Consider the following 12,655-nt stretch of genomic DNA (forward strand, 5'->3'; position numbering starts at 1 on the left):
GGGTAAAGTACCAAAATTCGCCTTAAATCTTTATTTTGTATAAAAATACATTTAATTTTGGGTGTTTTTATTTATAAATTAAGGGGTATACAAATCTTTCTTTTTATAAATATTGATTTTTGTTAAGTTTAATTGACAAAAACACTTTTTATTATTATGATAAAAGTGTAGCTGGTACTCATTTCTGAAAAATATGGAAAAATCAGGTTGGGAGATGAGTTTTATGAAAAGAACAAATAAAAAAACTTTAGGTATTCTAACAGGAGTGGCTTGTTCGCTTGTTTTTGGAACCGCTGTCTATGCGGGCGCTGCAGTGGGTAGTCCTAATGAGTATTGTATCAATCAAATGAAGCGAAATGGTGCAGAATCATTAACAGAATATGATTTTGGCACTCCACTACCGCATGATGATGCATATATGAAAGGATATGCGAGTGGTTCGGGTTCTAATGATGTATATGTCGTTATATATACACCAGATGGAACTAAAAGCGAAAGAAGAGCTTCTGAAGTAAGTAAAGATGTCTATGAAGTAGCCGAAGTGGGAGGACAAGATAAAGCTACTTATGCATATGGTGTAGCAACATCTAAAATTGGTACATCATCAATAACAATTCGCTAGTAATAAAAGAAATGAGTATCAGTATTTTGTAATTTGTAAGGGGTGACATCATGAAATTACTCATATTATATAATCAACTATTAAGTAGATTTATCAAAAATCATAAATTATTAACCTTTATTTATGTGCTTGTCATGTCTATGGGAATAGGTGCATTTTTATTTTTATACCACACACAAATGGAATTTATTGAGAAAGCTAAGGAAGAACCATATAATCACGAACTGACTTTAAACCCAATGGAGATGTCAGATAATCTGTGGGAATTTTTAGAAAAAGATACACGGTTTGAAAAAATTGAGTTCAATACAAAAGTAAAAAGTGAATATGCTCCTGAACAATTTATTTATTCTGTTATCGCTGTACTTCATGTACAAGATGAGGCTTTAAAACAAGAAAATGATATTTTTGTGTCATCTAGGATTTATGATGAGTTAAAACAGACACAAAAATTAACTTTAGATAATCAAGAGTATCATATAATAGGAGAAATAGATGATCCTATTGCAACGGTACAAATGTCTTATCAGCATTATAAAAAACGATACAAACCGAGCAGTATTCACGTTCATGTAAAATCAGAGTTTGTTTTTTCGATAAAAAGTATTCAAGAATATATTGAAAATCATTTTAATGTTTCAGTGAAAAATAAAATGGATCAAGCAGAAAAATCAGAGCTAGAAGTTTTTAAATATTTATTAATGCTGGCTAGTATTATCATTTTATTAAATATTCTTTCACTCTATGTGTTTATGCTTCGCTCTCGAGCAAAAGAGTTTTTAATCTATGACCTTTTAGGAATGAAAAAATTATCTATCTTATTTTATTTACTAATAGAAACAATTATTTTTTATGTTATCAGTTTTCTAATTGCTTTTATTGGGTTTGTGACACTAAATACAATATTAGGAAATACTCTATTACTGAAATATCTATGGATATTATGCATGACTCCGCTTGTTATCAATTTAGTATTGGTTTGTCTTGTTTTTATAGTCTTGTTACGTAAAGGAGGAATAAAATGAAAAAAATCTATTTAGCATTAACTATTTTTAAACAACAAAAATGGTTGAATCTATTGATTTGTCTTGAATTAGCCTTTATGTTTTCTTTATTCAATATTGTTTTAAATCGTACGGATAATATGTTTCAAAATGAAGCAGTATTAACGCAAAGTGGTTTACAAAAAAGTATAAATTTTGCTCCAATATCAAGACATATAGACGATATAGGTTTAAGACAAAGACTAGTACCTCAAGTAGAAAGAATACTTGAAAAATATGATTTTGTAGAGGGGGTTTCTACATTTGAAGAAGTTAGTGTACAGACGTCTAAAGATACACACGGCATGCTTTTATATGATGCTTTAACGGTAGAAAAAGTATATCCTATTTTAAATACGGAACGTGATAAATTACCAGTAATTGCCATTTCAAATGGGAATAAAGTGTATCAAGTAGGGGATACGATTAAAGCAATGATAGACGGTAAAGAGAAAATTCTTACAGTCGTACAATCAGACGATATTGCTAAATTACCTTTATTTTGGTCACAAGGAGGACGAAATTATTTAGGAGATACGACTATGATTTTTCAAAATATTATACAAGGGCGAACGATTCTATTGGGACGAATATCCGATGAATTAAGAGGAAAAGTGAATCCTTATGAAGAAAATATCATGGTTTACATTAAACCAGATACAGAGATGACAAAGGTAAGAGCGTTACAATCAGAGCTATCTCAACTTGGTCAAGCAGATATTGTGTCTGATATGATACAAAAAACGCAAGAGCTTAATGCGGATAAAGTTAAAAAAGATTTAATCAATATGGTCGTTGTCGTATTTGCTTCTGTCATTGGAATGTTTAGTGTATCTGTGTTAAATGTGTATCAACAATTACGTCGTTTTTCTATTTGGCACATGTGTGGGGCAACATTAAAAGAAATTGGCATCATCTATACATTGTATATGTGTTTGATTGGGGTATTGAGTATTTTATGCTTTGCTGGATTGATGATATTAGGATACGTATCAGATGGACGAGGACATTATTACTTCTATTATATAAATCCGTCCCATTTAGTCACAATGATAGGTATTGTTAGTATCATGGTTTTTGTGACTTTAGGATGTTCGTTACTTGCCTTGAAAAAACAAGGTGTTTTCCAATATTATTATGAGTGAGGGGGATAACGATGACAATTCAATTAAATCATATCCATAAAATTTTTCAAGAAAACAAAAAGAATGAATGTGTGGCTTTAGAGGATGTCACATTATCTATCAATAAAGGTGAGCTTGTGGCAATTGTTGGTAAATCTGGCTCTGGAAAATCAACATTATTGCACATTATTGGAGGGTTGGCAGAACAATCATCGGGAACGTATGTGCTGCATAATGAAGTGGTTACGAAAAAGGCACAACAAAATATACGATTGAATACCGTTGGTTTTGTGATGCAAGATTTTGCACTCATCGAGCAGGAAACGGTAAAAAGTAATGTGGCATTACCTCTTTTGTTGGATAAAACAACATCTATTTCAGATATTAAAAAACGTGTTGATGAAACATTGCATTTAGTTGGTATTGCTGATTTAAAACAGAAAAAAGTTAATCAATTATCGGGAGGGCAAAAGCAACGTGTTGCTATTGCGCGTGCCATTGTCAAACAAGCTGAAATCATTTTGGCAGATGAACCTACTGGTTCATTGGATACCAAAACAGGTCAAGAAATTCTTGATATTTTAAAATCGTTACATGAAGAAGGGCGTACTGTCATTATTGTGACGCATGATGAGCATATTGCACAACAGTGTGAACGTATTGTAACCTTGAATGACGGAGAAGTTGTTTCTGATGTTATTCAATCGTTGTCATATTTTGAACAATCAAAATGAGGCTAAACATAAAACCGGCAAAAATGATGTTTTATTGTAAGAGATTAATTTAAAAGTAAAAATAGGGAAGCCTGTCGTTTATATCAACGGATAGTGGTTGATGAAATACTTTCTGAAATAGTAAAAAGGTTTGACATCATTTCATTGAACATATTGATTTCAAGCCTTTTTGAGTAGCGTTACATCTTTGATTTAATAGAGTAATAGGCGTTATCTTTTATGAGTTAATCAGTAACATTAAAAAGGTAGTGTCCTAATAGTTCAAACGGTTAGTCTTGAGTTATGTGGATGTCATTTAATATGTTTAATCAAAGATGTATACGATATTACTATAAACATTATGTAAAGAAGAAAAACAAAACACATCTCTTATGATGAAGGAGATGTGTTTTGTTTTTCTTTTAATAAATTTGTTGTACTTAGACAAACGGTCATGAAAATAAATAGCGTTTGTACCCAAAAAATCGTGACGTCTAACAATCCGCTAACTAAAACGAGGGTAATAAAACTCATACATAGAGCACGTAGAGATTTTAATAATCCAGTGTTTTTTATTCGATGTAACTGGATAAGTAATTTTGTGAATAAGGCAATCAGCAAACTTGCACCAAGAAAGCCATAGTTTAATAGTGTATCTAAAATCATATTGTGTGCATGTTGTGTTGGATAACTTGCATATTTTTCATAAATCGTCATATACGTTAAAGGACCTTGACCGAATGGTTTATGACAAAATTCTTCTATAGAGGCTTGCCAAATACTTGTGCGAATATCAATGTGTTCGTCAATTAAATTTAATTCAAAGCGAGGAACATTGCTGTAAAAAATAATAACAGAAATGATGCTCAATATAAATGCAACGATAATAAAACGTCTAAATATTTTTGATTCAACTAAAAATCCAAAGGTTATCAATGAAATAAGCAAGGAAGGTAAAATGGTTCGTGTCAATGTAAAGAGTAGACCACAACCGTTTAAAAAGGCAATAAAAGCGTACCAGCCTTGTTTTTTTAGACATTTTGCATGATACATTTTATATCCAGCGATTAAAATGAAAAATCCACATGCCAAGGCATAATAATTTGGATTAAAGAAAAATGAATCTGCTCGTCCGTCATTCCATGTAATGAAATGTTTGCTCATTGCATGATAATCAATTGGTGGTAAGATATGATACGCTTCTAACCAAGCATATATTGCATGAACAATGCTAAAATGAAGCATTATATCTAATATTTTTTGGAATGTTTTTTTGTCAATAAGTGTTGTGTAATATGTAAAGTAAATATAGAAAACAACAAGACTTATTGTTACAAAAAAACCAATTAAATTTTGTGCTAGTGCAGATACGGTACTAGACAAAAGAAAAAATAGCCAAATGAGTTTATGTATATAAGAATGTTTGATTAAGTTTATAAAAGACTTTTTATATAGTAAATAACAAGTAGCTAAGAGTATACCTATACAGGCAATAGGGAACGGAAGCATCATTGTCATCGTTGTGAAAATGAAGATCCAGTTCAACTCAAAACGTTGAAAAACTGCCTTTATATTTGAAAACAAGAGAACGCCTCCTTTAGTCATGTACACTGACATGATATAGCGTCTATATTATATCTGAAATAACGGTAAAAACATATAGATTTTTTTTGTTTGTTAAAAAAGAATGAGGCGAACGATTTATATATTAAAAAAAGATTTTAAATAGTGAGCGACACCATCTTCTTCATTTGTATATGTTGTTTCGTATTTAGTGATTGCTTTAATGGAAGGGATGGCATTTTTCATGGCAATACCATACTCAGCAAAAGATAGCATTTCTGAATCGTTATCTTCATCACCAAAAGCAATAAGACGCTCTTTAGGAACGTTTAAAATAGTCAATAAATAATTTAAACCAGCTGCTTTATGAACACCTTCAGGTGTAATATCTAAACAGGGGAAAGCACCACCCCATGTACGAATATCTAATGATGTGTTTAAATGCTCTTTTAAGTAGCTTTTGATAATAGGTTGTTCTTCTAATGATGAAAACCACCCAAAAGAAATAGGCTCTTCCGGTAAAACCTCTGGTTGAGAAAGCAGTTGAAAACCGTTGACAGGTTCTGGGAAATACTCGCTTTTTGGTAAATCTAGTGTCGACACATAAACATTATGACGTGTTTCAGTTCCAATAAATCCAAGATTTAACTCTTTTTGTAAGGCGATAATTTTCCTTGCTGTGTCAAGTGAAATAGAGTGTTGATGATAATGTTCCCACTCTTTGTCTAGAGGATGATGTACCAATGCGCCGTTATTGTTTATCATTGGTGTTTTTAGCGATAGAGAGTGATAGATATCCTCGCTAATACGAAATGAACGCCCCGTTGTGATGACGATGTGGTGTCCTTGGTCTTGTAGTGTCTTTAAGACATCTTTTGTGAAATCTGATGTTGTATGATCAGACTTTAATAGTGTTCCGTCTAAATCAAGTGCAATCACATAAGGTTCCATAAAATTCCTCCAATCAATAGAATGTTGTTATTATACCATAATTAAATTTTTTTTGTAAAAGTAGTATGTAACAAAATGATGACAAACTTTACACTTTTGTAAATAGGTACGTTTTTACTAGGAGATTTTAAAAGGATGTGTTAGTCTATTGTCTACTAATGAAAAGTTAGTTAAATAAAAAGTGAGTAAAAAGACAGGAGAGTGAAACGAATGCATAAGCATTATAAATTATGTGCTATTTTTTGTATGAGTGCTTTGTTATGCCAAGTAGTTATACCGGTTGCTTTTGCAGACGAATACGATACAAAAATCTCTCAACAAAAAGAAAAAATAAAAGAAATTGATGCAACAACATTAGAAAAATCTTCTGAGTTAAAACAAACGATGCAAGAAATCGAAATGCTTGAAAATACGATACATGATGTAGAAAAGAAGATAGAAGATAATCAAAAAGAATTTCAAAGATTGCAAGAAGAAAGTGCCTTATTAGAGGAGTTGATTATCAAACGTGATGAACGTATTAAAGAGCAAGCAAGACATATACAAGTCGATGATACGACAGACGATTTCTTCCAGTCTATCTTAGCGTCGGAAAATATTGTAGAGGCACTTTCAAAAGTGTTAGCATTGACAGAATTGACGCGTGCATCAAATGATATATTAGAACAGCAACGAATAGATAAAGATAAGTTGAATGAAAAGAGAGAGAAACTGGAACAAATCACATTGGAAGATGCACAACGTGTGAAAGAGTTGGATGTTTTAAAATCAAATTTACTCATTAAAACAACAGAAATCGAAGTAGCTTTGTCACAATTAGCTAGCGATAAGCAAGATTTAGAAACGGATATTGAAAAAACGAAAGAAAAACAAGAGCAGGCAAAGCGTGAGTATGAAGAACTAAAACGTCGAGAACAAGACAGACAAGAGGCGCTAAAAAAAGAACAAGAACGGATACAACAAATTGCTTTGGCAAAATCGACAGTTATTAATACAGGACAAACAGGATTTGTTTATCCAATTAGTCAGCCAACTGTGACAAGTCCATTTGGCGTGGCTAGACAATTGACTCTATTAAATGGACAGAAATATACAGATGTGCATAATGGCATAGATTATGTGAATGGTAATTCACAAGCTTTAATTACCGCTTCAGCCGGAGGAGTTGTCGTATTTGCAGGTAAAGATAGTTATGGTGGTATTGGTGTCATTATTAAACATGAGAACGGAATGTACACACATTATTGGCATTTAAGCACGTTACAAGTATCTGTTGGACAATCAGTATCCCAAGGACAAGCATTAGGTGTTATTGGTGCAACAGGATTAGCAACAGGTATCCATTTACATTTTGGTATGTCTACACAAATGTACTCGGGATATGTCAACCCAGCATTATATGTACATTAAAAAGTTTGGCATCAATCTGTGAAAAGATTGATGCCAAACTTTTTGTTATGTAAGCGAAACAAAAAGAATTTCGCACTGTTTTATTGGAGTATAGTTTGCTATAATAAAATGAAGATAAAAAAGTAAGGAGTTATGACATGTTAAAAAAATTAAGAGTGTTTAAACAGGCTGTATCTTTTAATATGAAACGTGTCGATATTGGCTCTCAAGCAGCACAATTAACTTTTTATATTTTGCTATCATTAGTGCCAATCATTCTTGTGATTGGGAATATTATTCCTCTTTTACCGATTAGTTATGACAGTGTGAAAGAGTATTTAGACACATTTTTACCAGAAAGTATTCGAGAATTAGTGGACACAATGTTACAACATTATTTACATTCTTATAGTGGTAGCTCTTTATTTTTAGGGATTATCGTTGCCTTGTGGTCAAGTTCGCAGGCGTTTAATGTCATTCAAAAAGTACTGAATGATATTTACCACACAAAAGAACGAAAAAATTTTTTAGTGTCAAGACTATTTGCCTTTTTTATGTCGTTAATGTTTGTGATCATTATTATGCTAGTCGGTTTAATGTTTGCTTATGGAGGCACTATTTTAAGGCTATTGCAACAATTTACGATTATTCGTGGAGGTATGGACGTTATTTTTGATAACTTCAAATGGATTGTTGCATTTAGCATTATTTTTATTTTGTTGTGGGTTATGTATTACGCTGTACCAAATGTCAAATGGAAAATGCGATATGCCTTACCCGGAGCTGTTTTTTCAACGACAAGTATTTTGTTGGCATCGCAACTATATTCGATTTACATTGGCAATGCGACAAACAACGCTTTAACAGACGGTACAATTGGTGTTTTTATCGTATTGATGCTATGGTTATACGTCGTATCTATGGTTATTTTGTTTGGAGCATGGTTAAATGTTTTGTATCATGACTATAAATATATGCCTTTTCTGAAAAAAGCACAGTACGAACAAAAGCATATCAAAGAAGTATATTATTCTAAAGATTTTGAAAATGTGGATGAAGGAGTTTTGTAAAGAATGCGTCAAAAAGTAAAAGAGATAACACGCATCGACTATGGCATTATTTTAACCGTGTTTATCTTATTTGTCATAAGTGTATTAACATTATATGCCACAACCGTTTTAATCAATGAAGGAAGTTTACAATCAACAGTGATGCATATTGTGTGGTATATTCTTGGCAGTGTCGTGATTGCCATTATTATGCAATTTGATGCAAAACAAATATGGAAATTAGTACCTTTTATTTATGTCGGTGCGATTATCTTACTGGTTGCTGTGCTTTTTTTCTATGACAAAACAACAGCAGCAACTTTTGGAGCAAGAAGCTGGTTTAGATTTGGGACATTTAGTTTTCAACCTGCAGAAATTTCAAAAATAGCGTTGATTTTAATGCTTGCTCGAGTTGTGACAAACCATAATGTCACGTATCGAGAACGTACATTAAGAACAGATGGGCAACTATTACTGAAAATCTTTTTGTGGACACTACCGATGTCCGTTCTTGTTATTTTAGAAAATGACTTAGGAACAACACTCGTTATTTTAGCGATTGTATCAGGGATTATTTTGATGTCGGGTATTTCCTCTAAAATTCTATTACCACTATTTTTAGGTGTTTTTTTGTTCGGTGCATTGATTTTATATTTGGCTGTTTATCATCGGCATATTTTGATGTTTTTCGGTTTTAAACCGTACCAATTTACACGTATTGATGCGTGGTTAGATCCTTTTTCTCATGCAGCACAAGGGTCTTATCAAGTTAGAAATGCCATTTTAGCAATAGCAACAGGCGGTGTTTTAGGAAAAGGGATTGGAATATCTCAAGTGCATATTCCCATTCGTGAATCCGATATGATTTTTTCAACTATCGGAGAAAATACAGGATTTTTAGGTGCTGTCTTTTTGATTTTCATTTACTTTACATTGATTTATCAAATGGTAAGAACCTGCTTTGAAACGAAGAATGAATTTTACACGTATATTTCTGTGGGCGTTATTTCCATGATTATGTTCCACGTTTTTGAAAATATCGGAATGAATATTGGTCTTTTACCTTTAACTGGTATTCCATTGCCTTTTATTTCACAAGGTGGTTCTGCGTTATTAGGTAATATGATAGGTGTCGGCTTAATTATGTCAATGCGTTATCATACAAAAAGTTATTATGGTATACACATTATTTAAAAGAAAGAAGGAAAAAATATGACAAAATATAATAAAGAAGAATTAAAACAACGTTTAACGGATATTCAATATGAAGTCACACAAAATTCAGCAACTGAAAGACCATTCAGTGGTGAATATGATGATTTTTATGAAGAAGGTATTTATGTAGACATCGTTAGTGGAGAACCTTTATTCAGCTCAACTGATAAATACGACGCAGGTTGTGGGTGGCCTTCTTTTGCAAGACCAATCGAAGATCATTTTTTAACAGAGCATCTTGATGAAAAACTTGCTAGAGTGAGAACAGAAGTAAGAAGTGCACAAGCAGATTCACATTTAGGACACGTATTTAATGACGGACCAGAAGAATTAGGAGGATTACGCTACTGCATTAATTCAGCGGCACTAAGATTTGTACCTGTTTCAGAATTAGAAGCACAAGGATATGAAAAATATAAAGCATTATTTAATAAATAATATGTAAAGGCTTGAAAACAGTGTTTTTAAGCCTTTTTTTGTCCACTTTTATATACAAAATCGTGTTGGTAGATTATTCCCACCAACACGATTTATTATAGGACCGTTTTTAAGCCTTTTTAGCACGCTATATTCAAATTTAGTTAGTGTATATAAATCATGTATATAATGACTATTATGTAAATATTAGAAATAGGACATCTTGTATTTAGAAAACCAATGGAAAGGGGGTGTTTTGTTTATGAAAACCCTTTATTTTAAAGGTTTTTTATGACGAGAAATACATGAATAAACATAAAAAAAGATTGAGAGTTTTTTTGAAACATGGTAGAATTAAGTTGTGCAAGGGCCTGAAAGCTCTAACATAATTATTACAAAGGAGTTTTTATTATGGAAACAAGAGAATATCATGTAGTGGCAGAAACAGGAATTCATGCAAGACCTGCAACATTATTAGTGCAAGCAGCAAGCAAATTCGGTTCAGAAATTAATTTAGAGTATAAAGGTAAAAAAGTAAACTTAAAATCAATCATGGGCGTTATGTCTTTAGGTGTTGGTCAAGGATCTGACGTTGTGATTACAGCTGAAGGTGCTGACGAAGCAGAAGCAATCGCAGCGATTGATGAAGCAATGAAAAAAGAAGGATTGGCTGAATAATGACAAAACATTTAAAAGGTATTGCAGCAAGTGATGGCATTGCGGTCGCTAAAGCATATCGCTTGATTGAGCCAGACTTGTCATTTGAAACAAAAAAAGTAACAGATATTGATGCAGAAGTTGCACGTTTACAAGCAGCTTTAGAAAAATCTCAATCTGAAATTGAAGCTATTCGTGATGTTGCTTTAGAAAATTTAGGACCAAAAGAAGCTCAAGTATTTGAAGCGCATTTAATGGTTTTAGGAGATCCTGAATTAGTTGGTCAAGTAAAAGCAACGATTGAAAGCAATGCATCAAATGCTGAAAGTGCTTTGAAAGAAGTAACAGATATGTTTATTGGATTATTTGAGTCTATGACAGATAATCCATACATGCAAGAACGTGCAGCGGATATTCGTGACGTAACAAAACGCGTATTGGCGAATTTATTAGGTGTTCAAATTCCTAGCCCAGCAACAATTCGTGAAGAAGTAATTGTTGTTGCTAAAGATTTAACACCGAGTGATACCGCACAATTAAATCGTCAATATGTAAAAGGTTTTATTACAGATATTGGTGGACGTACATCTCACTCAGCTATTATGGCGCGTTCTTTAGAAATTCCTGCCATTGTAGGAACGGGAACAGTGACAGCCGATGTTCAACAAGGTGATTTGTTAATTATTGATGGTTTAGACGGTAATGTCTTTGTAAATCCAGATGAAGAAACAGTTGCTGAATTTGAAACAAAAGCTAAAAACTTTGCAGACCAAAAAGCAGAGTGGGAAAAATTGAAAAACGAAAAAACAATCACAAAAGACGGTAAACACTTCGAGTTAGCAGCAAATATTGGTACACCAAAAGATTTAAAAGGTGTACATGCTAATGGTGCAGAAGCAGTTGGATTGTATCGTACTGAATTTTTATACATGGATTCAGCAGAGTTCCCAACAGAAGATGAACAATTTGATGCTTATAAAGCGGTTCTTGAAGGCATGGACGGTCGACCAGTTGTCGTACGTACAATGGACATTGGTGGCGATAAAGAGTTACCATATTTAGAATTACCAAAAGAAATGAATCCATTCCTAGGTTATCGTGCTATTCGTATTTCATTAGATAGAGAAGATATGTTTAAAACACAATTACGTGCTTTATTACGTGCTTCTGTATATGGAACATTACGTATTATGTTCCCTATGATTGCAACATTACAAGAATTCCGTGCGGCAAAAGCGGTATTGGAAAATGTAAAATCTGAATTGTTATCAGAAGGTGTTGCGGTAGCTGACAATATTGAAGTAGGGATTATGATTGAAATTCCAGCAGCAGCTGTATTAGCGCATCAATTTGCTAAAGAAGTTGACTTCTTTAGTATTGGAACGAATGACTTAATTCAATACACAATGGCAGCAGACCGTATGAATGAACAAGTATCTTACTTATATCAACCATATAATCCGTCTATTTTAACATTAATTAAACATGTGATTGATTCAGCACATGCTAATGGTAAATGGGCAGGTATGTGTGGTGAAATGGGTGGCGATCAAATGGCTGTTCCATTATTAGTTGGTTTAGGTTTAGATGAATTCTCTATGAGCGCGTCAAGTATCTTAAAAACAAGAAGTTTAATGAAAAAATTAGATACAGCTGATATGAAAGTATTAGCCGATAAAGCAGTAAATGAATGTACAACAGTAGATGAAGTCATTGCTTTAGTTGAAGAAGCAGTAAGTCAATTATAATAACAAAAAAACAAGTGTATCCTAGTGATACGCTTGTTCAGACTGTTGACAATATATCTAAAAAATCCAACGTATTTTTCCAGTTTTGAAAAATACGTTGGATTTTACATTTAAAAATGATAAATAAAGAACTATATTGTAAAAAATGGCTATCTCTCGTGAGT

The 12,655-nt window shown here is 32.7% G+C and carries 12 protein-coding genes; 10 read left to right on the forward strand and 2 right to left on the reverse strand.

Annotation, left to right across the window (positions count from 1 at the left end; all coding sequences use genetic code 11):
• Window positions 1-223: 223 nt before the first annotated feature.
• From GMA11_RS06500 to GMA11_RS06515, 4 genes are read left to right on the forward strand one after another with little or no spacing between them, the layout of a single operon-like run.
• Window positions 224-622, forward strand: coding sequence for a hypothetical protein (locus tag GMA11_RS06500; protein ID WP_163546380.1), 399 nt, complete (start codon window positions 224-226; stop codon window positions 620-622).
• A gap of 50 nt (window positions 623-672) precedes the next feature.
• On the forward strand, window positions 673-1,647 hold the full coding sequence (locus GMA11_RS06505; RefSeq protein WP_163546381.1) for a hypothetical protein: 975 nt from the start codon (window positions 673-675) through the stop codon (window positions 1,645-1,647).
• Complete coding sequence (locus GMA11_RS06510) at window positions 1,644-2,810, forward strand: hypothetical protein (RefSeq protein WP_163546382.1); 1,167 nt, start codon at window positions 1,644-1,646, stop codon at window positions 2,808-2,810. Before GMA11_RS06505 ends, GMA11_RS06510 begins: the two co-directional genes overlap by 4 nt.
• Before the next feature lie 11 nt (window positions 2,811-2,821).
• Entirely contained in the window at window positions 2,822-3,523 is a 702-nt protein-coding gene (locus GMA11_RS06515) for an ABC transporter ATP-binding protein (RefSeq protein ID WP_163546383.1), read from the forward strand.
• 369 nt (window positions 3,524-3,892) lie between these two features.
• Here the strand turns inward: GMA11_RS06515 and GMA11_RS06520 are convergent, their stop codons facing one another.
• Entirely contained in the window at window positions 3,893-4,885 is a 993-nt protein-coding gene (locus GMA11_RS06520; RefSeq protein ID WP_163546384.1) for an O-antigen ligase, read from the reverse strand.
• A 318-nt stretch (window positions 4,886-5,203) separates the two neighbouring features.
• Entirely contained in the window at window positions 5,204-6,016 is an 813-nt protein-coding gene (locus GMA11_RS06525) for a Cof-type HAD-IIB family hydrolase (protein WP_163546385.1), read from the reverse strand.
• Between the two features lie 210 nt (window positions 6,017-6,226).
• Here GMA11_RS06525 and GMA11_RS06530 point away from each other — a divergent pair, with 210 nt between their 5' ends.
• From GMA11_RS06530 to ptsP, 6 genes are all read left to right on the forward strand, one after another.
• Window positions 6,227-7,426, forward strand: coding sequence for a murein hydrolase activator EnvC (locus GMA11_RS06530; RefSeq protein ID WP_163546386.1), 1,200 nt, complete (start codon window positions 6,227-6,229; stop codon window positions 7,424-7,426).
• A 137-nt stretch (window positions 7,427-7,563) separates the two neighbouring features.
• Window positions 7,564-8,475, forward strand: coding sequence for a YihY/virulence factor BrkB family protein (locus GMA11_RS06535; RefSeq protein WP_163546387.1), 912 nt, complete (start codon window positions 7,564-7,566; stop codon window positions 8,473-8,475).
• Window positions 8,476-8,478: 3 nt separating this feature from the next.
• Window positions 8,479-9,648, forward strand: a complete 1,170-nt coding sequence (locus GMA11_RS06540; RefSeq protein ID WP_163546388.1) for an FtsW/RodA/SpoVE family cell cycle protein — start codon at window positions 8,479-8,481, stop codon at window positions 9,646-9,648.
• An 18-nt stretch (window positions 9,649-9,666) separates the two neighbouring features.
• The gene (gene msrB / locus GMA11_RS06545) at window positions 9,667-10,107 is read left to right on the forward strand and encodes a peptide-methionine (R)-S-oxide reductase MsrB (protein ID WP_163546389.1); all 441 of its coding nucleotides are present in this window, start codon (window positions 9,667-9,669) and stop codon (window positions 10,105-10,107) included.
• Window positions 10,108-10,497: 390 nt separating this feature from the next.
• The gene (locus GMA11_RS06550) at window positions 10,498-10,764 is read left to right on the forward strand and encodes a phosphocarrier protein HPr (RefSeq protein WP_163546390.1); all 267 of its coding nucleotides are present in this window, start codon (window positions 10,498-10,500) and stop codon (window positions 10,762-10,764) included.
• Entirely contained in the window at window positions 10,764-12,491 is a 1,728-nt protein-coding gene (gene ptsP / locus GMA11_RS06555; RefSeq protein WP_163546391.1) for a phosphoenolpyruvate--protein phosphotransferase, read from the forward strand. The genes GMA11_RS06550 and ptsP overlap by 1 nt, the downstream gene beginning before the upstream one ends.
• The last annotated feature ends 164 nt before the right edge of the window (window positions 12,492-12,655 follow it).

Source organism: Granulicatella sp. zg-ZJ, from assembly GCF_010892355.1.
Lineage (GTDB): Bacteria > Bacillota > Bacilli > Lactobacillales > Aerococcaceae > WM01.

Bases quoted from the DNA above. Each gene is read 5' to 3' on its own strand.
- GMA11_RS06525 (WP_163546385.1), bottom strand. From the start codon at position 6,016: ATGGAACCTTATGTGATTGCACTTGATTTAGACGGAACACTATTAAAG.
- ptsP (WP_163546391.1), top strand. From the start codon at position 10,764: ATGACAAAACATTTAAAAGGTATTGCAGCAAGTGATGGCATTGCGGTC.
- GMA11_RS06505 (WP_163546381.1), top strand. From the start codon at position 673: ATGAAATTACTCATATTATATAATCAACTATTAAGTAGATTTATCAAA.
- GMA11_RS06500 (WP_163546380.1), top strand. From the start codon at position 224: ATGAAAAGAACAAATAAAAAAACTTTAGGTATTCTAACAGGAGTGGCT.
- GMA11_RS06540 (WP_163546388.1), top strand. From the start codon at position 8,479: ATGCGTCAAAAAGTAAAAGAGATAACACGCATCGACTATGGCATTATT.
- GMA11_RS06510 (WP_163546382.1), top strand. From the start codon at position 1,644: ATGAAAAAAATCTATTTAGCATTAACTATTTTTAAACAACAAAAATGG.
- msrB (WP_163546389.1), top strand. From the start codon at position 9,667: ATGACAAAATATAATAAAGAAGAATTAAAACAACGTTTAACGGATATT.
- GMA11_RS06515 (WP_163546383.1), top strand. From the start codon at position 2,822: ATGACAATTCAATTAAATCATATCCATAAAATTTTTCAAGAAAACAAA.
- GMA11_RS06535 (WP_163546387.1), top strand. From the start codon at position 7,564: ATGTTAAAAAAATTAAGAGTGTTTAAACAGGCTGTATCTTTTAATATG.
- GMA11_RS06530 (WP_163546386.1), top strand. From the start codon at position 6,227: ATGCATAAGCATTATAAATTATGTGCTATTTTTTGTATGAGTGCTTTG.
- GMA11_RS06550 (WP_163546390.1), top strand. From the start codon at position 10,498: ATGGAAACAAGAGAATATCATGTAGTGGCAGAAACAGGAATTCATGCA.